Annotated in this window: 23 protein-coding genes; 10 read left to right on the forward strand and 13 right to left on the reverse strand. The window is 60.5% G+C overall.

Going from position 1 to position 23,232, the window contains the following annotated elements; translation table 11 throughout:
* Window positions 1-21: 21 nt before the first annotated feature.
* From LOY36_RS08925 to LOY36_RS08940, 4 genes are read right to left on the reverse strand one after another with little or no spacing between them, the layout of a single operon-like run.
* Window positions 22-1,236: a pyridoxal phosphate-dependent aminotransferase gene (locus LOY36_RS08925; protein WP_258672959.1), complete on the reverse strand. Its 1,215-nt coding sequence runs from the start codon at window positions 1,234-1,236 to the stop codon at window positions 22-24.
* Entirely contained in the window at window positions 1,233-1,871 is a 639-nt protein-coding gene (locus LOY36_RS08930; RefSeq protein WP_258672960.1) for an RraA family protein, read from the reverse strand. The genes LOY36_RS08925 and LOY36_RS08930 overlap by 4 nt, the downstream gene beginning before the upstream one ends.
* A complete protein-coding gene (locus tag LOY36_RS08935; protein ID WP_258672961.1) occupies window positions 1,871-2,533 on the reverse strand; it encodes an RraA family protein in 663 nt (220 codons plus the stop codon). Before LOY36_RS08935 ends, LOY36_RS08930 begins: the two co-directional genes overlap by 1 nt.
* Window positions 2,533-3,198 (reverse strand): RraA family protein, encoded by a 666-nt coding sequence (locus LOY36_RS08940; RefSeq protein WP_258674155.1) that lies wholly within the window; start codon window positions 3,196-3,198, stop codon window positions 2,533-2,535. Before LOY36_RS08940 ends, LOY36_RS08935 begins: the two co-directional genes overlap by 1 nt.
* Before the next feature lie 121 nt (window positions 3,199-3,319).
* Between LOY36_RS08940 and LOY36_RS08945 the strand changes: the two genes are divergently transcribed.
* A complete protein-coding gene (locus tag LOY36_RS08945) occupies window positions 3,320-4,213 on the forward strand; it encodes a LysR family transcriptional regulator (RefSeq protein WP_258672962.1) in 894 nt (297 codons plus the stop codon).
* Between the two features lie 161 nt (window positions 4,214-4,374).
* Window positions 4,375-5,190: an alpha/beta fold hydrolase gene (locus LOY36_RS08950; protein ID WP_204124442.1), complete on the forward strand. Its 816-nt coding sequence runs from the start codon at window positions 4,375-4,377 to the stop codon at window positions 5,188-5,190.
* A gap of 75 nt (window positions 5,191-5,265) precedes the next feature.
* Here LOY36_RS08950 and LOY36_RS08955 read toward each other — a convergent pair whose 3' ends face one another.
* Window positions 5,266-6,642, reverse strand: a complete 1,377-nt coding sequence (locus LOY36_RS08955; protein WP_309475236.1) for an MFS family transporter — start codon at window positions 6,640-6,642, stop codon at window positions 5,266-5,268.
* A gap of 497 nt (window positions 6,643-7,139) precedes the next feature.
* On the opposite strand from LOY36_RS08955, the gene LOY36_RS08960 reads away from it, so the two are divergent.
* Complete coding sequence (locus LOY36_RS08960; protein ID WP_258672963.1) at window positions 7,140-8,081, forward strand: LysR substrate-binding domain-containing protein; 942 nt, start codon at window positions 7,140-7,142, stop codon at window positions 8,079-8,081.
* A gap of 136 nt (window positions 8,082-8,217) precedes the next feature.
* On the forward strand, window positions 8,218-9,327 hold the full coding sequence (locus tag LOY36_RS08965) for an MFS transporter (protein WP_258674157.1): 1,110 nt from the start codon (window positions 8,218-8,220) through the stop codon (window positions 9,325-9,327).
* Window positions 9,328-9,355: 28 nt separating this feature from the next.
* Here LOY36_RS08965 and LOY36_RS08970 read toward each other — a convergent pair whose 3' ends face one another.
* On the reverse strand, window positions 9,356-10,258 hold the full coding sequence (locus tag LOY36_RS08970) for a LysR family transcriptional regulator (protein ID WP_258672964.1): 903 nt from the start codon (window positions 10,256-10,258) through the stop codon (window positions 9,356-9,358).
* A gap of 117 nt (window positions 10,259-10,375) precedes the next feature.
* Between LOY36_RS08970 and LOY36_RS08975 the strand changes: the two genes are divergently transcribed.
* The 6 genes from LOY36_RS08975 to LOY36_RS09000 all read left to right on the forward strand — a co-directional run bounded on the left by LOY36_RS08975 (window position 10,376) and on the right by LOY36_RS09000 (window position 15,857).
* Window positions 10,376-11,566, forward strand: a complete 1,191-nt coding sequence (locus LOY36_RS08975) for a CaiB/BaiF CoA-transferase family protein (protein ID WP_258672965.1) — start codon at window positions 10,376-10,378, stop codon at window positions 11,564-11,566.
* 14 nt (window positions 11,567-11,580) lie between these two features.
* Complete coding sequence (locus LOY36_RS08980) at window positions 11,581-12,549, forward strand: hydroxymethylglutaryl-CoA lyase (RefSeq protein ID WP_019649572.1); 969 nt, start codon at window positions 11,581-11,583, stop codon at window positions 12,547-12,549.
* The gene (locus LOY36_RS08985; protein ID WP_007995886.1) at window positions 12,546-12,941 is read left to right on the forward strand and encodes a VOC family protein; all 396 of its coding nucleotides are present in this window, start codon (window positions 12,546-12,548) and stop codon (window positions 12,939-12,941) included. Before LOY36_RS08980 ends, LOY36_RS08985 begins: the two co-directional genes overlap by 4 nt.
* On the forward strand, window positions 12,938-13,879 hold the full coding sequence (locus LOY36_RS08990; protein ID WP_258672966.1) for a D-2-hydroxyacid dehydrogenase: 942 nt from the start codon (window positions 12,938-12,940) through the stop codon (window positions 13,877-13,879). The genes LOY36_RS08985 and LOY36_RS08990 overlap by 4 nt, the downstream gene beginning before the upstream one ends.
* Window positions 13,880-14,045: 166 nt before the next feature.
* The gene (locus LOY36_RS08995) at window positions 14,046-14,429 is read left to right on the forward strand and encodes a VOC family protein (protein WP_026345858.1); all 384 of its coding nucleotides are present in this window, start codon (window positions 14,046-14,048) and stop codon (window positions 14,427-14,429) included.
* A gap of 96 nt (window positions 14,430-14,525) precedes the next feature.
* Complete coding sequence (locus LOY36_RS09000) at window positions 14,526-15,857, forward strand: dicarboxylate/amino acid:cation symporter (protein ID WP_258672967.1); 1,332 nt, start codon at window positions 14,526-14,528, stop codon at window positions 15,855-15,857.
* Window positions 15,858-15,953: 96 nt separating this feature from the next.
* Here LOY36_RS09000 and LOY36_RS09005 read toward each other — a convergent pair whose 3' ends face one another.
* The 7 genes from LOY36_RS09005 to LOY36_RS09035 all read right to left on the reverse strand — a co-directional run bounded on the left by LOY36_RS09005 (window position 15,954) and on the right by LOY36_RS09035 (window position 23,154).
* Window positions 15,954-16,862, reverse strand: a complete 909-nt coding sequence (locus tag LOY36_RS09005; protein ID WP_007940239.1) for a MurR/RpiR family transcriptional regulator — start codon at window positions 16,860-16,862, stop codon at window positions 15,954-15,956.
* Window positions 16,863-16,981: 119 nt separating this feature from the next.
* The gene (locus LOY36_RS09010) at window positions 16,982-17,746 is read right to left on the reverse strand and encodes an ABC transporter ATP-binding protein (RefSeq protein ID WP_204124436.1); all 765 of its coding nucleotides are present in this window, start codon (window positions 17,744-17,746) and stop codon (window positions 16,982-16,984) included.
* Between the two features lie 18 nt (window positions 17,747-17,764).
* The gene (locus LOY36_RS09015) at window positions 17,765-18,877 is read right to left on the reverse strand and encodes a succinylglutamate desuccinylase/aspartoacylase family protein (protein WP_258672968.1); all 1,113 of its coding nucleotides are present in this window, start codon (window positions 18,875-18,877) and stop codon (window positions 17,765-17,767) included.
* A gap of 9 nt (window positions 18,878-18,886) precedes the next feature.
* A complete protein-coding gene (locus LOY36_RS09020; RefSeq protein WP_018928327.1) occupies window positions 18,887-19,585 on the reverse strand; it encodes an ABC transporter permease in 699 nt (232 codons plus the stop codon).
* Between the two features lie 14 nt (window positions 19,586-19,599).
* A complete protein-coding gene (locus LOY36_RS09025) occupies window positions 19,600-20,289 on the reverse strand; it encodes an ABC transporter permease (protein WP_258672969.1) in 690 nt (229 codons plus the stop codon).
* Between the two features lie 91 nt (window positions 20,290-20,380).
* Window positions 20,381-21,157, reverse strand: coding sequence for an ABC transporter substrate-binding protein (locus LOY36_RS09030; RefSeq protein ID WP_019581928.1), 777 nt, complete (start codon window positions 21,155-21,157; stop codon window positions 20,381-20,383).
* A gap of 293 nt (window positions 21,158-21,450) precedes the next feature.
* The gene (locus LOY36_RS09035) at window positions 21,451-23,154 is read right to left on the reverse strand and encodes an ABC transporter ATP-binding protein/permease (RefSeq protein ID WP_258672970.1); all 1,704 of its coding nucleotides are present in this window, start codon (window positions 23,152-23,154) and stop codon (window positions 21,451-21,453) included.
* Window positions 23,155-23,232: the final 78 nt, after the last annotated feature.

A 23,232-nucleotide genomic window follows, 5' to 3' on the forward strand; every position in this document is an offset into this window, starting at 1 on the left:
TGCACGTTCTTCACCTACGGGTTAACGCAGGGCGCTACAGAACGCCCGGATGGCCTCGCAAGCCTGACACAATGAAGCGTCATCCAGAGCATAGGCAATGCGAATATAGGGGCCAAGGCCAAAAGCGCTGCCATGCACCACGGCTACATCCGCTTCGTCGAGCAGCGCGTGGGCGACATCTTCATCGGTGTGCAGAACTCGCCCGCCTGGGGATGTTCGGCCAATCAGTCCGGCGCAGGAGGCGAATGCATAGAACGCACCTGCTGGAGCCGCGCATTCGAGTCCTGGAATGTCGTTTAGCAGCGTCACCATCAAATCTCGGCGGCGCTGGAACACGACACGGCTTTCGTGGATGAAATCCTTAGGCCCCTCCAGTGCTGAGAGTGCCGCCTGTTGCGAGATCGAACTGGCGCCAGAGGTTTGCTGCCCTTGCAGTTTTTCCATGGCCTCCAGCAACCAGCGCGGCCCGGTGGCAAAACCGATGCGCCAGCCGGTCATGGCGTAGGCCTTGGAGACACCGTTCATGGTCAGGGTTCGTGGAGCCAGCCGTGGTTCAACCTGAGCCAGGGTGTGGAACGCTTGATCGTCGAAGATCAGGTGTTCATAGATGTCATCGGCCAGGATCAGTACATGGGGATGATCGAGCAACACCGCCGCCAGTGCGTGAAGTTCAGCCTCGCTGTACACCGCGCCGGTGGGATTGGACGGTGAATTGAGGATCAACCAACGGGTTTGCGGGGTGATCGCGGCGGCCAGTGCCGCGGGCGTCAGTTTGAAACCGGTGTCGGCATCGCAGGTAACGATCCGCGCTTCACCGCCGCACAGTTGCACCATCTCCGGGTAACTGACCCAGTACGGCGCCGGCACGATCACCTGGTCGCCCTCGTTGAGGGTCGCGGCCAGGGCGTTGTAAATCACCTGTTTGCCGCCGTTGCAGACGAGGGTGTCTTGCCAGGTGACGTCCAGGCCATTCTCGCGGCGGAATTTGGCGGCCACCGCTTCTCGCAGTGAACGGACCCCGGCGACCTGGGTGTAGCGGGTATGGCCGTGTTCAATGGCATTAATGGCCGCTTCGCGCACATGCTTGGGCGTATCGAAGTCGGGCTCGCCAGCGCACAGCGAAATGATCTTCGCGCCTTGTGCCCGGCGTTCCGCCACCCGGTCCATGATCCGGTAGGTCGCGGAAGGTTGCGCGCTGGCCAGGCGCTGGTTCAGTCGTTGGATATCAAGGCTCATGCGCGGGTTCTCCACTCGGTCAGGTTCATCAGCTCCAGGGTCGAGCGGCCTTCGGTCAGCGCCTGCATCATCTGCGCTTCCTTGTTCGCGCGCGCCTCGCCTTCGGCCAGGGTACGTGCCGCATCCGCCTTGGGGATGATGATTACGCCGTCATCGTCGGCCACCACCAGATCACCCTGAGCCACCAAGGCACCGTTGAAATTGAACGGTTGCCCCACCGAAGGGGCGCTGGCCTTGACCGTGCCTTTGACCGAGATGCCACGGGCAAATACCGGGAACCGGCGTTTCTTCAGGGCCGCGATATCGCGTACGCCGCCATCGATCACCAGACCGACCACGCCAGCCGCCTCGGCTGCCACGGTGAGCACTTCGCCCCAATAACCGGCGATGAAACCACCCGTGCCCACGACCAGTACGCTGCCACGGGGCACTCGTTCCATCGCCAGGTGCAGGGCCAGGTTGTCGCCCGGCGAACATTCCAGAGGGTAGGCGGGGGCGGCGATGAAGGCGCCGTCCCAGATCGGGCGGATCGCACTGTCGACCGCGCAGGGCAGATGGGACGCTTCATACAGCGTCGAACTGCCCAGTACTTTTGCCCGTTGGTGAAAATCCGTGGGGAAGGGGAGCGTGCTCATCAGGCTTTCCTCTGCAGGCTGTGGTAACCCAGGGCGGCCCGGGCTTCTTTAAGGGTTTTGCCCTGAGCGATCAGGGCGCGAATGTCGGCTTCAACCGATTCGATCTGACGGGCACACGCCGCCACTTCCGCCGCACGCGCGCGAGGCACGATCACCACGCCGTTGGCGTCGGCGACCACGATGTCACGGGCACAGACCCGCACCGTGCCGATCGACACTGGCTGGTTGACCGACTGCACCTGTACGCGGTCCTTGCCGGTGCGCATGAAGCGGCCCTTGCTGAAGATCGGATAGCCATCGCCCAGCGCCTTGTTCACGTCACGGCAAACACCGTCGATAACGGTGGCGGCGATCTGCCGGGTGCCGGCGTACTGGGTCATGATGTCGCCCCAGACGGTGCAGTCGGTGCGACCGCTGTTGTCGATGACCACCACGTCGCCGGGCGCCACGTCTTCGATGAAATCGCCCACGGTGCCAGGCGGTACGCTGGCCGAGACGTATTGCACGGTGAACGCCGGACCGACGATGACCTTGCTGTAGTTGTCCAGTGGCGCCACACCGAGGCATTGGCCGGGCAGGCCGAGTTTGTCCAGGGCATCGGAGACGCCCGGGGTGTCCAGGCCTTCGAACAAGGCGACCAGTTCTTTGTCTTCGATATTCATCAGGCATGCTCCACGTGGATCGCTTCGAATTGGGTGTCATGCATCACTTCGGCTACCGAGCGACCGCTGCGGACCGCCTCGACCATGCCGTCCTGGCGGTGGGCGATACGCTCGCCAAGGTCGACCACTTTCTCGATATGGGTTGAGGGCACGAACACCGTGCCGCAGGTATCGGCGATGACATAGTCGTTCTCGCTGACATCGACGCCGGCGACGTTGATCGTCACGCCAGCATCGATCTGCACCACCCGATTGCGCGCGCTGATCATGGTCACGCCACGGCCGTAAACCGGGTAACCGATGGCTTCGCTACCGTCGATGTCACGACTGAAACCGTCGATCACCGTGCCGCGCACTTTCTTGCCGGCCGCTGCGTTGGCGAGGATGTCACCCCAGCAGGAGATGCCTTCGATACCACCGGCGATCACCAGCACGCGATCGTCGCTGTCGATCTGTTCAACCACCGGGGTAATCAGGTGCACTGTGGGCGCACTGTCGGATTTTGGCGCCAGCAGCACCGTACTGGCGCGGCCGACGATCCTTGGGCAGTTCCACAACGGGCGCAGCCCAACGGTGGCACCCGGCAGGCCGAGGAAGTCGAGCGCATCGGAAACCGTGTTGGTATCCAGCGCCGCCAAGCGATCCAGCAAACTCTTGTGGATCATGCTCTTGTTAATCATTGGAAAAGCCCCAGTGGTGACGGAGGCGCCCAGTGTCAGCGAGAGCATTTGATAGGTATATTACGAATCACAGAAGCGTTGGATACGCTAAACCTATGGATTAATCATGATCAATTTTCGTCTGATTCGTCATCTCTGGCTGTTCCTCGCGGTGGCCGAAGAACAGAATTTCGGCCGCGCGGCCAAACGGCTGGGCATGTCCCAGCCACCGCTGAGCGAGCAGATCCAGGTGCTGGAGCAGGCGCTCAAGGTCAAGCTGTTCGACCGTTCGCGACGCGGGGCGAAACTGACCCCTGTTGGCGCCGCGATCCTGCCGGCGGTGCGCAAGTTCGCCGACCAACTGGAGCGTCTGGAACTCGCCGTGGAGGAGGCGGTGGCGGGGCAGTCGGGGATGTTGACCATTGGTGCAATTTCCACGGCGATGTTCGATGTGTTGCCGGGGCTGATCGAGCAGCTGAAGAACGATTACCCGCACCTCACCGTGTCCGTGCGCGAAATCGACAGCGTCGAAGCCGTCCCGGCGCTGGAGGCCGGCGACATCGATTTGGCCTTCGCCCGGCTGGACGGTGATCTTGGCGCTTCGATCCATTCACTGCCGCTGTTGGAGGATCGCCTGGTGGTGGCGCTGCCCAGTGATCACCCCTTGGCTTCGCGCACACGCATCAGTCTGTCCAGTCTGTCCAACGAGCCGTTGGTGATGTTTTCCCGAAAGGTCAGCCCGGTGTACTTCGACAATCTGATCGCAACCTGCCGGGCCAGCGGGTTTTCCCCTAGGGTGCTGCATGAAGTGCGTTCCGTCGCTTCGCAAATTGCCTTTGTCAGCTATGGCCAAGGCATCGCACTGGTGCCGGCGTCACTGAAAAAACTGGCGCCGGACAACGTTGTGTTTCGAGCGCTGAGCCAGAAGCTCAATGTCGTGACCACCGCAGTGGCCTGGAATGCCGATCGACCCAACCCGGTGGTGGAGGACGTCGTTGCCCGGTTCCGGGCCAAGGCGTGAGTTGGCCCAGGGATTGTGTGTGAACACCGATTGATAGGATTGGCCTATGAAAGCCTTCCTCAATCAGGATTTTACAGAACACCCGATTCCCTTGAAATTGCGAGCCTGGCCGCCGGCAACCCAGGCTCGGCGCAACCTTTTCGCTCAAGGAGTCCAATATCGTGCCCTCACCAGAAACGTTCACTCACGTGCAACTCCCTCTGACGGTGGAGGGTGTCCAACTGAACGTGGCCGCCATCCATCGCGACGGCGTGCTGGCGCCGATTGTGTTCCTGCATGGGTTTGGTTCGACCAAGGAGGACTACGCCGATATCGTGCATCAGCCCGCGTTTGCCGGTCACCCTTTCATCGCTTACGACGCACCGGGTTGCGGTGAAAGCCAGTGCAGTGACCTTTCCAGGATTTCCATTCCCTTTTTGTTGCAGACGGCGCTGCAGGTGCTGGCGCATTTCGGTATCGAGCGCTTCCATCTGGTCGGCCACTCGATGGGCGGGCTGACCGCGCTGATGCTGGCCCATCAGTTCCCGGATCGGGTGCTCAGCTTTGTCGATATCGAGGGCAATATCGCCCCGGAAGACTGCTTCCTCAGCCGGCAGATCGTTGACTACCCGAGCGACGATCCCGAGGCGTTTTTCGCCGCTTTCATCGAGCGTGCCCGACACGCTCCGGCGTATGCCAGCGCACTCTATTCCGCGAGCTTGCGGCACAAGGTGCGTGCCGGTGCGGTGCGAGGCATTTTCCAGTCGATGGTCGACCTCTCCGATAACGCCGACCTGATGGGCAAATTCCTCGGGTTGAAGTGCCCGCGCATGCTCATGTACGGCGAACAGAACGCGTCATTGTCCTACTTGCCACACATCCAGGCTGAAGGTGTGCGGCTGGCGCCCATTCCCGAGTGTGGGCATTTCCCGATGTATTCCAACCCGATCGCGATGTGGCAACAGATCGCCGATTTCCAGGCGAGCACTGCGCAATAACAAAACAGGGCGCAGAACCTGTGGGATCGCGGCACCGCGCGCTCCCACAGGACTTTTGGCGCTCAAATTTCTTGGTCAGACCCCGGCAGCGCTCGGTTTTGAATAACCCTTGAGCCCGGTGCGCTCTTCGACTTCACCCGAACCGCTGATGTACCCGTAGCGAGACAGATTCGGCATCAACATCGCGGCGATGAAGGTGATGGTCACTACCGCTGCGACATAGAAGAAAAAATACTCCTCGATCCCCTGGGATCGCAGCGACAAGGCGACGTACTCGGCAGTGCCACCGAATGCCGCATTGCCGACGGCATACGGAAAGCCCACGCCCAACGCGCGTACGGCAGGTGGAAACAGTTCGGCTTTGACGATCCCGGCGATCGGGGTGTAGAGCGATGCGATGGCCAGCCCGCCAAACACCAGTAGAAACGCCATGAACGGACTGCTGACCGACTGCAATGAATAGAGCAGGGGGATCACCAGCAACATGGCGAACCCGGAAAACATCAGCATGTGCGCCTTGATCCCGATACGGTCAGCGAGCAGGCCAAAGAGCGGTTGGCAGAGCATGAAGCCGACCAGGGCGGCGGTCATGATGAAGCTCACCGTTTCCGGGCTGAAGCCTGCGGAGATCACCAGGAATTTCTGCATGTAGGTGGTGAAGGTATAGAAGTACAGCGAGCCACCTATGGTGAACGCCACTACCAGGGCGACCGCCCGTTTGTGTTTGAACATGCCGCGCAGAGAGCCGGCATCTTTGCGGTTCATGTCTTTTTTGGTCGCGGTTTCATGCATGGCCCGCCGCAGATACACCACCACGATCGAGCTCACGGCGCCGATGAAGAACGGAATCCTCCAGCCCCATTCGCGCAACTCTTCGCCGGTCAGGGTTTGCTGGAGAATGACCACGGTCATCAAGGCCAGCAGCTGCCCGGCAATGATGGTGAAGTACTGAAACGATCCATAGAAACAGCGGCGTCCCGGTGTCGCGATTTCGCTGATGTAGGTGGCGCCGGTGCCGTACTCCGCGCCGACGGACAGGCCCTGAATCAGCCTGGCCACCACCAGCAGAATCGGTGCCGCGACGCCTATGGTTGCGTAGGTGGGCATGACGGCGATCAGCAGTGAGCCGGCGCACATCATGAACACCGAGATAATCATCGACACCTTGCGGCCACGGGTGTCGGCAATCCAGCCGAAGATCCAGCCGCCGAGCGGGCGCATGAAAAAGCCGACGGCGAAGACACCCGCAGTCGACAATAACTGGCTGGTGGTGTCCCCCTTGGGGAAAAACGAAGCGGCAAAATAGATGGCGGTGTAGGCGTAAATGAAAAAGTCGTACCACTCCACCAGATTGCCCGAGCAGGCACCCATGATGGCTTTGACGCGGTTCGGCGCTCTCATCGGAGCGGCTTCGCCAGCGTGGTCTTTGGCGTCTGTGTTTGATGCGGACATGCTGTTCACCCTTTCTTCAAGGCGAGGCGATACGAGGAGCACGCTGATGCGTGTCCGACGTGACGGGCTCGATGGGTTGTCGGGTTTAACGAAGAGGCGTGAACCCGTTCATGGCCGGGTTTACTGAAGAGAAAGGGGAGGGAGGATGCACGAGCATGGCGAGCTGTACGTGGCCCGGGGAAGCCGGACAGGTCAGGTAAGACGAAGCATTGAACATCATGGCGCGAGCCCTCGAATCTTATTCTTGTAGTGAGTCGGACGCTCTTTGGCGCCGACGTTGATTGCACGCTACCGCAGAGTCAGGAGGCTAATAAGCCGTCAGGCAGGCCTAACTGATATACCTGAATTCTATAGCTTGGCATGCAGCCCCGGCGCGCTGGGGGATACAGCCGACTCGCAAGTCTTGAGGCCTCGCGATACACGGTTGGCGAGGCATTCCAAGGTGCGCAAATGCGATTACACTCACAACACTTTCGACGCATATCGCGCCGAGCCCGATGCTGACTGGCCTGGTAATGGATGTCGTTCAACTCAAGACCCTGATTCATGTGGCCGAGCTGGGCAGTCTCAGCAAGGCCTCGGATCGTCTTCACATCGCGCAGCCGGCCCTGAGCCGGCAAATCCGGTTACTGGAAAAGGAACTCGGCACCTACCTGTTCGACCGACATGGGCGAGGCATGGAAATTACCGAGGCCGGCCGCGAAGTGCTGGCCCATGCCACCCGAATCATGGAAGAAATGGAATCCATCCGAAGCTCAGTGGTGGGCGGAAAAACCTCTTTTCGGGGAACGGTGGTCATCGGGACAACGCCGACGGTCGCGGAAATCGTCACCGTCCCTCTGGTGCGCAAGATCAAAGAGGCGCATCCGAATCTCGGCATCAGGTTTTCCTCGGCCTTCAGCGGCTACCTGCTGGATTGGGTTCAGCGTGGCGAGTTGGAACTGGCGATTTCCTACGATCCGCAACCCCTGCACACGCTGCGTATCGTGCCGGTGATGATGGAAAACCTGCTGCTGGTCGGCCCTGCCAACGCCAACCTGCGGCTTGATACGCCGGTGTCGTTCGCGTCGCTGGCCGAGCAACAGTTGGTATTGCCCAGCGCGCGACATGGCCTTCGGGTGATTCTGGATAACTGTGCGCGTGAAGTCGGGATCAAGCTCAAGACCAGCGTTGAAGCCGATTCCTTCGGCGCGATGATCGACCTGGTTCGCAATGGCTTCGGTTTGACCGCTTTGCCGTTGGCCTCGATTTACGCGCAAATCGAAGCGGGCGTGCTCAGTGCGGCACCGTTGGTCGACCCCGCTCCCATGCGTAAATTGGTCCTGGTCTTTCCCGCGGACAGGCGCGTCAGCCCGGCCGCGAAATTTGTCGGGGATGCCTTTATCGAAATTGCAGCCGATCTGGTCAATCGCAAAATCTGGGCCGGGCACATGCTTTGAGCCATCGGCCAATCTATTAGCCCCTACCCGTTGTTGCGCAGCTGCTCACGACTTCTGCTTTTTTCTCACCACTGATGACACTGTCTTGAACCATCAAACGCGACTGCCTGGCGTATTCGGCATTTTTATATTGGGGATGCTGCAAGTTCTGGTCTGGGGAGGTTCGTTCTTCTTGATGGCCGTCATGGCTGATCCAATCATGAAAGAGACCGGCTGGGCCAGCCAATGGGTGTATGGCGCGCTGTCTCTGAGCATTCTGGTTTCTGCAATGCTGGCGCCATTGACCAGCCGGCTTATCGCCCGCTACGGCGGCCGCCCCATCCTTGCCAGTAGCGGCCTGGGCGTCGCCATCGGGTTGTTTCTGATGGCGAGCTCGACCTCGTTGCCGATGTTTCTTTTGTCTTGGGCAGTAATTGGCGTCGGTATGGCGCTGGGGCTGTATGAAGCGTTGTTCGCCGCTTTAGGTTCTCTGTACGGGGAGCGGGCGGGCAGTGCGATTACCGGGATCACGCTTATTTCAGGGTTTGCGACAACGCTGTCATGGCCAGCGGTTGCGTTGGTCATCGAGCACGTTGGCTGGCGCACGACGTGCTTGGCTTACGGGGCGTTATTGGTCATTGCCGTGGCACCGCTTTATCTCTGGGTGCTGGCGCGGGGCGCGGGGCCACTCGCAAAAAGCCATGCCATGAGTGATGAAAGCCTCTCGATCGACCGGCGGATCTACTTGCTGCTCACACTGATTTTTGCGTTGGGTGCAGTGATCATGACGGCGATGTCTGTCCAGCTGATTTCATTGTTGCAGGGGCAGGGCTACTCACTTGCAGCCGCCATCGGACTGAGCGCCTTGCTGGGGCCAAGCCAGGTGGGTTCACGTGTTCTACAGGTGTTTTCGCGAAAGAGACATCCTATCTGGACGACATTGATCTGCATGGTATTCGTGGCAATCGGCCTGTTGTTGGTGACCATGGCGCCGGCAATGACCGCAGTGGGCCTGGTGATCTACGGCGCGGGTAATGGTTTGCGGGCGATCGTTCGAGGCCTGCTGCCACTGACCCTGATGTCGCCCACCCATTATGTTTTGCTGATGGGGCGCATGGCTCGGCCTTCGCTCATTGGACAAGCCTTGACTCCCCTCGCGGGCGGTTATCTGTTGCAGACCTGGGGCGCTGGCGGAGTGCTTGCGGGCTTGAGTTCGTTGGCCGTATTGAATGTGCTGTTGGTCTTGCTGCTCATTCGGCTGGTGTGAAAAGAACAGTGCCGACCCTGCGGCAAGGTCAGCCATGCACGCTGCTCAGATACTCGAACAACTTGGCCGCTTCCGGGGTCAGTTGCGCCTGACTCGCAACCCCCACGAACAACGTGCGGTGCGCCCAGTCATCGCTCAAGTCGACAGCAATCAGACGGCTGCCGAGCAATTCGGCACGCACGGATGACAACGGTAAAATCCCGATGCCCAAGCCGGCTTCGATCATGCGACAGATGCCGTCGAAGCTGCTGACCTGAATCCGGACCTTGAGGATCTTGCCCGCACTCACGGCGGCATCGGTGATTCTGCGCAGCAACGAGCTGCCCTGGTTGAGCGCGACATAATCGAAGCCAAGCGTGTCGGCAAAGGACACGCTGCGCTCATTCGCCAGTTCATGGCCGACCGGCACCAGGAGCACGAGTCGGTCGTCACGATAGGGCAGTTTGTACAGGCCCTCGGCCGGTACGTTGTCGGCAAAAATGCCGATGTCGGCGCGCCCGTTCTCCACGGCTTGAATAATCGGTTCGCTGAGTGCTTCTTCCAGCCCGATACGCACGTTCGGGTTGGCGCGCAGGAAAGACGCGAGGTCGTCCGGCAGAAACTGGACGACGGCGGAAGTGTTGGCGAACAGCCGCACATGCCCGCGCACCCCGACCGCGTAATCGCTGGCGTCGCACGCCATCCGGTTCACGCCTTCCAGAATCGTTCTGGCATGTTCAACGATCCCTTGTCCCGCGGCGGTCAGTTCGAGCCCCCTTGGCAGGCGCACGAACAGTGGGCACTGGGTGGTTCGCTCCAGCTCGGCTAACCGTTTGCTGGCCGCCGAGACCGTCATGTTGGCCTTTTCGGCGGCACGGGTCAGGTTGCCGGATTCGGCGGCGAAGATCAGCAGGCGCAATGACAGCAGATCGAAATGCAGGGGATTGATCATCAAGAGGATCCAAGGTTTTCCATTCTGGAAAGAGTAGTGGCGAAATATGAAATTTTCATCTGCCCGGTTTGTGTCGATTATCCATGCCACAAGTACTCAACAAGAACGGGAAACGTCATGAGGTTACCTCTGCAAGGTGTCAAGGTCGTGGAGCTCGGTCAACTGATTGCCGGGCCATTTGCGGCGAAAATGCTCGGTGAATTTGGCGCCGACGTGATCAAGATCGAGCCTCCGGTCACCGGTGACCCATTGCGCAAATGGCGCTTGCTGCATGACGGTACTTCCGTCTGGTGGGCCGCGCAATCGCGCAACAAACGCTCGCTGACCCTTGATTTGCGCCAGGCTGAAGCCCAACAGGTGGTGCGCCAGTTGCTGGCCGACGCGGATGTACTGATAGAGAACTTTCGCCCAGGGACTCTGGAAAACTGGGGGCTGGGTTGGGACACGCTGCATGTGCTGAATCCGAAACTCGTCATGCTCCGGGTCTCCGGTTACGGCCAGACCGGGCCTTACCGTGACCGTCCCGGCTTTGGCGTGATCGGTGAAGCGATGGGCGGGTTGCGGCATCTATCCGGCGAGCCCGGGCGGACCCCGGTCAGGGTTGGCGTTTCCATCGGCGACTCGTTGTCGGCCTTGCACGGGGTGATCGGGATTCTGCTTGCCCTGCGTCATCGCGAGCAGAACGGCGGTGACGGCCAGCAGATCGACGTGGCGCTGTACGAGTCGGTGTTCAACATGATGGAAAGCCTGTTGCCCGAGTACTCGGTGTTCAATGCCGTTCGTGAGCCCGCCGGCAGCAGTTTGCCGGGTATCGCGCCGACCAATGCCTATCGCTGCCGTGACGGTGGTTTTGCCTTGATCGCCGGCAATGGCGACAGCATCTATCAACGCCTGATGGAGGTGATTGGTCGCCGTGATCTGGGGGCTGATCCAGCGCTCGCGCAGAACCACGGCCGAGTGTTGCAGGTTGAGCGCATCGATGCCGCCATCTCCGAATGGACCGCGCGGCTCAGCCTCGACGAAGTCTTGTCGATCCTGACCGAGGCGCGCATCCCGGCCGGCCGGATTTACAACGCTGCCGACATTGCCCAGGACCCGCATTACCGGGCGCGCGACATGTTGCTCGACAGCCAGCTGGACGACGGCACGCCGGTGACCTTGCCCGGCATCGTCCCCAAGCTGGGTACCACGCCTGGCAGCGTGACTCGCTCGGCGCCGACCCTGGGTCAGCACACCGCCGAGATTCTTGGCGAGCTCGGCATCGACGCTGCGCAGCAAGCCGACTGGCGCCAACGCGGCATCATTTGAACCGGAGAATCAACATGCAACGTCTTTTCTTGCAGGAAGTCGCGACCCGTGACGGCTTCCAGAATGAAGCGCGCTTTATTGAAACCGTCGACAAGATCGCCATGATCGACGCCCTCAGCCAGTGTGGTTTCGCCAAGATCGAGGTCACCTCGTTCACCTCGCCCAAGGCCATTACCGCACTGCGCGACGCCGAGGCAGTGATGCAGGGGATCCGCCGCAACCCGGCGGTGGAATACACCGTGCTGGTGCCTAACGTGCGCGGTGCCGAACGAGCCCTGGCGTGCAACATCGATGAAGCCAACCTGGTGATGTCGGTCAGCGAGCCGCACAACCGTTCCAATCTGCGCATGAGCCGCGAGCAGTCGTTTGCCCAGCTCAGCGAAGTGGTCAGCGTGATCGGTCAGGGGCCGGTGGCGATCAACGTGTCGTTGTCGACAGTATTCGGCTGCCCGATGCAGGGCGATGTTCCGGTGGGGGAGGTGTTGCACTGGGTCGAGCGCTTCGCTGAGCTGGGAGCTCGCGGCGTGACCCTGTGTGACACCACCGGCATGGCGTACCCGAGTCAGGTCGAGATGCTGTCCCGGGCCGTCCGTGAGCGTTTTCCGGCGCTGCAGCTGACCCTGCATTTTCACAATACCCGTGGTATGGCCCTGGCCAATGCGCTGGCGGCCATCGAGGCCGGGGTCGATCGTTTCGATTCGTCCCTTGGCGGCCTGGGCGGTTGCCCTTATGCGCCGGGGGCCAGCGGCAATGTGTGCACCGAAGACCTGTTGCACATGCTGCAGTTGATGGGCTTCAACACCGGGGTTGATCTGGACCGGGTGCTGGCAGTTGCCGCGCAGTTGCCGGGTCTGGTCGGCCACGACATTCCCAGCCAGATCCTCAAGGCCGGCAAACGCCTGGACTTGCACCCGATACCCGCCCATGTCGCCAGCCTGGAAAAACAGGTGCCGTCGGCCCGAGCCCAGGAGCTGCACTCATGATCGATCATCTCGACCATCTAGTGCTGACCACCATCGACCCCGTGGCTGCCGAGGATTTTTACGTGCGGGTCATGGGCATGCAGGTGCAAACCTTTGCCGGTGGGCGCAAGGCGTTCGCTTTCGGTCAGCAGAAAATCAACCTGCACGTGCGTGGCCACGAGTTCGAGCCCAAGGCGCATTTGCCGGTGCCGGGAGCGCTGGACCTGTGTTTTATCGCCTCGATCCCACTGGACCAAGTGATTGCGCACCTGGCCCGTGTCGACTGGCCCATCATCGAAGGCCCGGTGTTGCGTACCGGTGCCACCGGGCCGATACGTTCGGTATATGTGCGTGATCCGGACTTGAACCTGATCGAGATTTCCGAACCCGTCCAGCCGGAGCGTGCAGCATGAAAGTGGTATTTCTTGATAGCGATAGCCTGCCCGTAAGTATCGCTCGCCCAGCCTGGGTCACCGACTGGCAGGACCGCCCCGACACGGCGCCGGACCAGGTGGTGGACGCTGCACGGGGTGCCGATGCAGTGATCACCAACAAGGTGCGCATCGGCCGGGCCGAACTTGAGCAACTGCCGAACCTGCGCTTCATCTGCGTCGCGGCCACCGGTTACGACTGCATTGATCTGGCGGCCTGCCGTGATTTTGCCGTGACGGTGTGTAACGTCCCGGCCTACTCGGCACAAAGCGTCGCCGAGTCGGTGATCGCGTCAATCTTCGCCCTGCGTCGACAGCTGTTTGCTTACCAGGCTGCGGCGCTGCGGGACTGGCCGGATTCGCGGCATTTCTGCGTCCATCGCGCGCCGATCCGCGATGTTCAGGGCAGCGTGTTGGGCATCATCGGCCGAGGTGGTATCGGCTTGACTACGGCGCGTCTGGCGAGCGCCCTGGGCATGCAGTTGCTGTTTGCCGAACACCGTGGCGTGGTCCCGGTGCGCAAGGGGTACCAGTCCTTTGAAACGGTGCTGGCGCAAAGCGACGTGATTTCTCTGCACTGTCCATTGACCGAGCGTACCCGACACCTGATCGGGGCCCTGGAACTGGCGCAGATGAAACCCGGCGCGTTGCTGATCAATACCGCTCGCGGACCGCTGGTGGACGAAGCGGCGGTGCTCGATGCGCTGGACAGCGGCCGCCTCGGTGGCGCGGCCCTCGATGTGCTTTGCCAGGAGCCACCACCGGCCGACCACCTTTTGCTCAATAGCCGCCACGCCAACCTGATCGTCACGCCCCACGTGGCCTGGGCCAGCCAGAGCAGCCTGCAACGGCTGGCCGACGGCATCCTTGGCAACCTGCTGGGCTACCACTCGGGGAACCTGATCAACCTCGTGTCGTGAAGGCTCCACCACCCAACAAGAAGGTCCACTCATGAAAACAATAACAATCACACCGGTCCGTCAGTTTGTCTCGTTGTTCATTGCCGCGCTGTCCCTGGGCGCATTGCTGCAGGTAACGCCTGCCGTGGCCGCCGTCATCGTGCCGCCAGGTGCTCCGGTGGTTGGGATGATCGACCACGTCGACCACATCGTCCTGACTGCCACCGACCCGCAAGCGACCATTCATTTCTACACCGAGGTGATGGGCATGCACCTGGAGAAATTCGGCGAGGGCCGGGTGGCTTTCACGTTCGGCAACCAGAAAATCAACATGCACGTGCGCGGTCATGAAATCGAACCCAAGGCCCACGTGCCCGTGCCAGGGGCCCTGGACCTGTGCTTTATCGCCAGCGCGCCACTGGACGAAGTCATCGCCCACCTCAAAACGGTGAACTGGCCGCTGGTGGAAGGTCCGGTGACCCGAACCGGGGCCCGGGGGCCCATTCGCTCGGTGTACCTGCGCGATCCCGATCTCAACCTGATCGAGATTTCCGAGTACATCCAGAAGTAATCATTCCCCCGAACACTCTTTCCCAGGCGATCGGTCGTGCACCGATGTGGCGGTCGGCTACCTGGGGAAATGCATCACGCCTGCGAGGAAGCCATCATGACAACAACAATTACACCCTCGATTGCCGAAAAAAAGCCGAGCCATTCACGCCTGCGCCGAGTGTTCCGCCACCTGTATGTGCAGGTGCTGCTGGCGATTGTGCTGGGCATCATCTTCGGTCATTTCTATCCCAGTCTCGGCGAAGAAATGAAGCCCCTGGGCGATACGTTCATCAAGCTGATCAAGATGCTGATTGCACCGATCATCTTCTGCACCGTGGTCAGTGGCATTGCCAGCATGCAGAGCCTCAAGCGCATCGGCCGGGTCGGCTTCAAGTCGTTGCTGTACTTTGAAGTGCTGACCACCCTGGCGCTGGTGATCGGGCTGATCGGGGTCAACCTGATGCAGCCTGGTACGGGCATGCACATCAACCCGGCGACCCTCGACGGCCATGCCATCGACAGCTACAGCAAGTTGGCCCATGAACAGAGTGTGGTGGGCTTTCTCACCCATATCGTGCCCAGTACCGTGTTCGGTGCCTTTGCTGAGGGCGATATTCTCCAGGTGTTGTTCATTTCCATTCTGTTTGCCTTCGCCTTGCAGATGCTCGGTGCTGCCGGCAAGCCGTTGCTGAGCCTGATCGATCTGGTAGCCCAGGCGTTCTTCCGCATGGTCAAGATCGTGATGTATGTCTCGCCGCTGGGGGCCTTCGGCGGCATGGCCTTTACGATCGGCAAGTACGGTGTCGGCTCCCTGGGGGCGTATGGCAACTTGCTGATCTGCTATTACGTGACGGCGCTGTTTTTTGTGTTCGTGATTCTCAACCTGGTCGCGCGCCTGGCCGGTTTCAGCCTGTGGCAGTTTCTCAAGTACATCCGCGATGAGCTGTTTCTGGTGTTGGGCACCTCATCTTCGGAGTCAGCCTTGCCTCGGTTGATGGGCAAGCTCGAGCGTCTGGGGTGCGAGAAGTCGGTGGTGGGATTGGTGGTGCCTTCGGGATACTGTTTTAACCTCGATGGCAGCTGCATCAACATGACAGTGTTGGCGATTTTCATCGCCCAAGCGCTGGATATCCCGCTCGACCTGTGGCACCAGGTCACCCTGTTGTTGATTCTGTTGCTGACCTCCAAGGGCGCGGCCAGCGTCACCGGCGGTGCGTTCATTACCCTCGCGGCCACCCTTGGCAGCCTGGATGTGATTCCGGCGGCCGGGTTGGTGTTGGTGCTTGGGGTCTACCGGTTTATTTCCGAAGGCGGGGCGTTGATCAACGTCATCGGCAACGGTGTCGCCACGCTGTTCATCGCCAAGTGGGAAGGGGCGCTGGACGAACAGACGTTGGCGTCAGAGTTGCGCAATGGCTGTACCCGGGAGGTTGAGGCACAGTCCTGAACGAGTTGTCGCAAGACAGCCCCAAGACCGCCCGGTCCACGAAAGCCGGGCGGTTTTGGGTTTCCAGATTGCCCATGGGGCAAGCCCTGTCAGATATCACTTCTTCGACGATTTGCTGCTGGCAGGAATATGCAAATAAGACATCACGCTCTCGGTCAGCTCGGTCGCCAGCTTGACCGCTTCTTTATTGCGCGCCATCACACCCGCCACCAAACCTTCAATCAAGGCGAGTACGGCGATGTTGGAGCTGGTCATCACCGGATGGTCGGCGGGGGCAAACAGCACGTGTTCGGCAATGCTGGTGAGCGGCGATGCGGGTGAGTCGGTGATCGCCAGCACCGAGGCGCCGCGCTCATTGGCGAAGCGGGCGAGTTGCAGGGTATCGAGGGAATAGCGCGGCAGGGAGATCGCCAGCAACACATCCTGATCGGTGATGGCGGCCAGGCGGTAAGCGGCGTTTTCGTTGCCGCCCTCCATGCTGATGGCGGTGGCGTCTGCACAGAAGGGCATCAGGGTCGAGGCGGCGAGGCCTGCGAAGTAGACGCTGTTGCCAAAGCCCAGGATGTAAATTTTGCGCGCTTCGATCAGGCGGGTGACGAACGCTTCAAAGGTGTCGGCGTGGTTGTTGGTGGCTGCCGTGGCGAGGTTGCTGGTGGCGCTCTGGATTTGTTCATGCAGGCCAAACGCACCGCCGGGACGATGCGCCAGTTCGTTGCGCAGTTTGTCGACCGGCGACACCATCTGCTGCAACGTTGCGACCAGCTCGGCCTTCATGCCGGTGTAGCCACCCAGGTTCAGTGCCTTGGCCAGACGATTGACCGCGGCCGGCGAGGTGGAGGTTTCATGGGCCATTTCTTCGATGGTCAGCGTCGCGGCCCTTAGCGGGTGACGCAGGATAAAATCCGCCACCTTGCGCAGTGACGGCTGTAGATCGGAAACGATTTCCGCCAGTTTACGCATCACCGGCGCGGCATAGACCGTGGTGTCTTTCGAAGGGGTCGGCATGTCCGGCTCTACAGTTCCTGAAGGGTTGGAGAAGGCTTGGTTCGAGGTTGGCTGGAGTGTATCGCATGCCAAACCTCGTTGTGCATCGCCAAGCCAGGGAGCGGTGAGCGAGCCGGTGGTTATTTCAAGCTGCCGGCCAGAAACTGCCGAAGCCGCTCGGACTGTGGATTGACCAGCACTTCACGCGGATTGCCGCGCTCCTCGACCAGGCCCTTGTGCAGGAACACCAGCTGGTTCGAGACCTCGCGGGCAAAGCCCATTTCGTGGGTCACGACTACCATGGTGCGGCCTTCGAGTGCGAGGTCCTGCATGACTTTCAGCACTTCGCCGACCAGCTCGGGGTCGAGGGCTGAAGTCGGTTCATCGAACAGCATCACTTCCGGCTCCATGGCCAGCGCCCGGGCAATCGCTACCCGCTGCTGCTCACCACCCGACATGTGCGCCGGCCAGGCGTCCATGCGGTGCGCCACGCCAACTTTGTTCAGGTAATGCTCGGCCTTTTCCCGTGCTTCTTTCTTGTTGATGCCCAACACATGCACCGGGGCCTCCATGACGTTTTCAAGGGCACTCATGTGCGACCAGAGGTTGAAGTGCTGAAACACCATCGACAGTCGCGAACGCATGCGTTGTAGCTGTTTGGGCTCGGCAGCCTTGAGCCCGCCGAGTTTGTTGGTCACCAGCTTGAGCGGTTCGCCATTGAGCACGATGTTGCCGGCGTTGGGCTGCTCCAGCAGGTTGATGCAACGCAGGAAGGTGCTTTTGCCGGAGCCGCTGGAGCCGATGATGCTGATCACGTCACCGGCCTTCGCCTCCAGGGACACGCCCTTGAGCACTTCGTGGGTGCCGTAGCTTTTGTGAAGATCCTGAATTTCAAGTTTGTACATGGTTTCAACTCTCTGGAATCAGTCGCTGAGCAAGCGGCCTTGGCGAATAGGGCGAGTACCGGCCACTTTGGCCAGCCACAAACCGGGCTGGGCAAAGCGCAGACGTTCACGGGCATAGAGGATGCCGTCGGTGCTGGCGCGCACGATGCTGTGGCGATCGGTCAGCGGATCAATCACTTCGAACAGCGGGTCGCCGACCCTGACCCGGGCACCCAGCGGTTGCAGAAAACTCACCACGCCGGGGTGCGGCGCATAGGCGTACTGCGCGCCGGCGAAGGGTGTCGCTTCACACTCGGTCGGTGGCGCGGCCGGCCAGTCACCGCTGATCAGGCCTTGCTCGGCGAGATAGCCGAGAATGGCCTGCGCGCTGTCGATGCAGGGCTCGCGTTCGGTATCGGCCATGCCGCGCAGTTCAATGGTGGTCGCCACACAGGCCAAAGAAATATCGGCTTCAGGGAAGAGTTCGGCCAGACGCAACCAGGGAATCGCGCAGGCTTCATCAAAGGCACTGCCGCCCGCATCCTCGGCCAACAATGCGGCGCCGGCACCCAGTCGAGCGGCCAATGAGCGCAGGCGCGGCCAGTGTTGCGGCATGGCGTAAAGCAGCATGATCGACTCGAAATCGCAGTGCAGGTCCAGCACCACATCGGCGTCACAGGCATGTGAAAGCAACAGGCGGCGCAGGCCATCGAGTTCCGAGGTCGGCGGTGGCATGTCGGCGAGAACATCGGCCATGGCGCGGCGGATCCGCCCGGTGTTGACGTCGGCGTGGGTGCCCAGTTGACCTTTCACCAGCGCCGCCACAGCTTCGGCCAGCTCTGGAAAATCACGATTGAAGTTCTTCCCGCTGGAGAACTCGAAACGGCCTTGATGGGTGGCCTGGAACATCTGGGCGATGCCAATCGGGTTGGCCATCGGCACCAACTCGACGACCCCATTCAGGCGACCTTGTTCTTCCAGCACACGCAGACGCTGCTTAAGTTCAACCGCCACGCGCATCCCCGGCAGCTCGTCGGCATGCAGGGAGGCCTGGATGTAGGCCTTGCGTGGCCCGCTGCCAAAACGAAACAGCGACAGCCGTCGTTCTGTGCCCGAGGCACCCCACGGCAACAGGTATTCAATGTGCTCCATAACAGCTCCTTAGTGCTTGCGCGGTGCCAGATACGCCAGCCAGCGGCGCTCGGCCAGCTTGAACAGACGAACCAGGATGAAGGTCAGGGCCAGGTAGATAAGGCCAGCGGTGATGAACGCCTCGAATGGCAGATAGAACCGCGAACTGACCGTACGAGCGGCTCCGGTGATGTCGACCAGGGTGACGATCGACGCCAGGCTGGTGGTTTGCAGCATCATCAGCACTTCGTTGCTGTATTGCGGCAGTGCCCGGCGCAAGGCGGACGGCAGGAGCACGCGGCGGTACAAGGTAAAGCGCGACATGCCCATGGCCTTGGCGGCTTCGATCTCGCCGTGGGCCGTGGCCTTCAAACTGCCGGCCAGCAGTTCCGCGCTATAGGCACTGGTATTGATCGCGAAGGCCAGGCAGGCACAAAAGGTTGCGCTGGACAGGTAAGGCCAGAGCACGCTTTGGCGTACCGCTTCGAACTGCGCCAAGCCGTAATAGATCAGGAACAATTGCACCAGCATCGGGGTGCCGCGAATCACATAGGTGTAGAGCCAGGCCGGGAAGCTGATCAACGGCGATCGGGAGACGCGCATCAGCGCTAAAGGAATCGCCAGCACCAGGCCAACGGCCAGGGAAATCAGCAGAACTTTGAGGGTCAACAAGGCGCCATTGAGGTACAGCGGCAGGTTTTCCCAGATCAGGTTGTAGTCGAGAATCATGGCTGTGCTCCCCGTCACAGTTCGGCGGCTTTGACGCCGACCGAGTAGTGGTTTTCCAGATAGCGCAGCACCAGCAATGACACGCTGGTCAGCATCAGGTAGAGCGCGGCCACCGCGAGGAAAAACGTGAACGGCTCATGGGTGGCGTCCGCTGCGTTTTTGGCTTTGAACATCATGTCCTGCAACCCGATCACCGAGATCAGCGCGGTGGATTTGGTCAGCACCAACCAGTTGTTGGTGAACCCCGGAATGGCGAAACGAATCATCTGCGGCACCAGAATCCGCCAGAACACCTGAGCGCCGCTCATGCCATAAGCCACGCCGGCCTCGCCCTGGCCTTTGGGGATCGCCATAAAGGCGCCGCGAAAGGTTTCCGAGAGATAGGCACCGAAAATGAAGCCCATGGTGCAGACGCCGGCGATAAAGGGGTTGATGTCGATGTAGCGGGTGTAACCGAGCGCGAGGGCAATGCGGTTCACTAGGTCCTGGCCGCCGTAGAAAATCAGCAGGATCAACACCAGGTCGGGAATACCGCGAATCAGGGTGGTATAGCCTTCGCCCAGCATCGCCAGCCATTTGAACGGTGACAAACGAAAGGCGGCGCCGATCAGACCCAGGGCAATCGCCATGGTCATGGAGGTCAGGGCCAGATTAATGGTCAGCCAGGCGCCATCGAGAATGCTCGATCCGTAGCCGTGAAGCATGATGAAGTTCCTCAAGCGAGCGCCGGGAGGCGCGCGAGACAAGCCAGAAGTGGCACCCGCAAACGCCGGCGCCAGGGTTTCGGGTAACGGCTTATTCGCCGTAGATATCGAAGGCGAAGTACTTGGCCATCACTTGCTGGTACTTGCCATTGGCGCGGATGGCGTCAATCGCTGCGCTCAGGCGTGCAACGTTCGCACTGTCGCCTTTACGCACCGCGATCCCGGCGCCTCTGCCGAAGTATTTCGGGTCGTTGATGTCCGGCCCAACCAGAGCGAAACCTTTACCTATGGGGGTTTTGATGAAGCTCTCATCGGTGTTGACGATGTCGGCGAGGGTGGCGTCCAGGCGACCTGATGCCAGATCGAGAAAGGCTTCATTTTGTGAGCCGTAGCGGACCACTTCGACGCCGGCTTGCGCCAGCTGCTCGGTGGCGAAACGGTCGTAGGTCGAGGCGCGTTGCACGCCGACTTTCTTGCCTTTGAGATCGACCAGCGGGTCGTTGATCACGCTGCCGCTCTTCATCGCGAACTTGCCCGGCGTGTGGTAGTACTTTTTGCTGAAGTCGACCGACTTCATCCGGTCTTCAGTGATCGACATCGACGACAGCACTGCGTCGATCTTGCGCACTTTGAGCGACGGGATCATGCCGTCGAATTCCTGGATGACCCACTCGCATTTGACCTTCATCTCTGCGCACAGCGCGTTGCCGATGTCGTAATCGAAACCACTGACATTGCCCTCCGGCGTCTTGAAGGAGAAGGGCGGGTAGGCGGCTTCGATGCCGATACGCAGGCTGTCCTCGTCGGCGTGCGCCAGCAAGCTTGCGGCGCACAGTGCCAGAGCACCTAGAAGTTCTGTCTTGTTCATATTGTTGACTCCTTGGATGGGGCGTTGGTGATACGGGGCTGCCGTCCGGTCTGGCGAGGTGGACTGTCCTGATGATTTACGAGGCTATAAATGACATAAAATATTTCACAAATCAACTGTGTGAAAATAAACATATCAAAATGGGGCGGCAGCTAACCGCTGCAAGACAGGTTTGGCTGCGGGGTGAAGGCGACATTGAAAGAAAAAAGGCAGTCGCCCGTTCAGGTTGACTGCCTTAGACCCGACCGGGGCAAGCCCCTAAAGCCGGTTCGACGTTATCCAGCGTCTTGCCCTCAGAATTCCAGCGTGGTGGACGGGATTGGCTTGGGCAAGGATGGCGACGCGGCTGGCACCACATCGACCACACGGGTGTGGTAGCCACCGAGGCTTTCACGATGGCCGATGCTGACCACCGTAATGTCGGTGGCCGCCAGCGCCTTGTACAAACGTCGTTCTGCAATGTCGTCCAGCCCCGAAGTGGCTTCGTCAAGAAACAGCAACGGTGGCTGTATCAGCAAGGCGCGGGCCATGGCCATGCGCTGTTGCTCACCGGGGCTCAGACGTCGGCTCCAGTCATCGGTGCTGTGCAGCGGAAGGTGCTGCAACTCTGCCAGTTTGAGTACCTCTTCCAGGCGCGTTTCATCGATGTCGACAGCGCTGGCCTCGCCAGTTCGATGCAGCAGCTCATGCAGCGAACCGCTTGGCAGATAAGGCCTTTGAGGCAGAATGAGCAGGCCCTCCCGGTCCAGTTCGGCACTGCCCTGGTGCCGTGGCCACAATCCGGCCAGTGAGCGCAGCAGGGTGGTCTTGCCCACGCCCGAAGGACCGCGCAGCAGCAGCCGTTCGCCGGGTGCCAATATCAGCGTCAGCGGTTCGAACAGCGGTAAACCGTGCTCGTTCAGCGGTGCAAAGTCATGTAGCCGCAAGCCGGCAGTACGACCGGTGACGGGGTCAACCGGAGCGGGCAGCGCTTCGAGTTCACGCCAGAAACTGCACAAGCGCGTCTTGGTCGCGCGCCATTCGGCGATCTGCGGGTAGCTGCGAATCAGAAACGACAGCGACGCCTGTATTTCGCCAAACGCTGAAGCGATCTGGGTCAGTTGCCCCAATTGAATCTCCCGCGAGAAGAAGCGCGGCGACACCAGCAGCAAGGGGAGGGTGAAAGCGAACCGCTCATAGGCCGCGTTAATGCCCAGCAGGTGTTTTTTCGAGCGAACCAGCTTGGCGTAATTGCTCAGCAGCAGTCCCAACTGCCCCAGTAACTGCTTGCTTTCCCAGCCGTGGCCACGGGAAAGGGCGACGTTTTCGGCGTCTTCACGCAAGCGCGTCAGGCCGAAACGGAAATCCGCCTCACGGCGTTGTTGCAGGAAGTTGAGCCCGATCAGAGGTTTGCCGATCCAGTGCGCAATGCCGCTGCCAATCACGGCGTAGATCAAGGCGAGCCACAACATGTAGCCGGGGATGGCGACGGCATGCCCGGCGACTTCGAACTCCAGCGTGCCGGAAATGCGCCACATGATAAGGCAGAACAGTACCACCAGAATGATCGCCTGCAGCAGGTTCAGGCCCAGGTCCAGGGTCTGCTCGACGAAGATTTTGCAGTCTTCGGCTATGCGCTGGTCGGGGTTGTCGTAGGTCACGCTGTGAAAGCGGCTGCGGTAGTAACGCTGGCTGTCGAGCCATTTGGCGAGAAAGGCCTGGGTGAGTTTTTCTCGCCAGTTGATCAGCAAGCGCTGCTGCACCTGGAACTTGGCCATGGTGCAGGCGATGAAGGCGACGTCCAGCACCAGTAGTTCCACGACGTGATACCCGAACGCGGCGGCATCCAGGCTTTGCAACGAGTTGTAAAAACCCAGGCTCCACTCGTTCCAGCGCACCTGGATCGCAATAATGCCGGCCACCGCCAGCATGGCCATGGTGAGAGTCAGCCAGGCGCGACGGCGGCCTTCAGCCGACCAGTAAGGCGCGGCCAGCAATTTCATATCATGGATGAACATCAGAGCGTCCTGCCTGGCAAACTCGGGGGATGACCCGCCGTGTAGAGTCTTCGGAATTCAAAAAACGTGGTAGGTTAA

This window comes from Pseudomonas sp. B21-019 (assembly GCF_024749225.1).
GTDB lineage: Bacteria > Pseudomonadota > Gammaproteobacteria > Pseudomonadales > Pseudomonadaceae > Aquipseudomonas.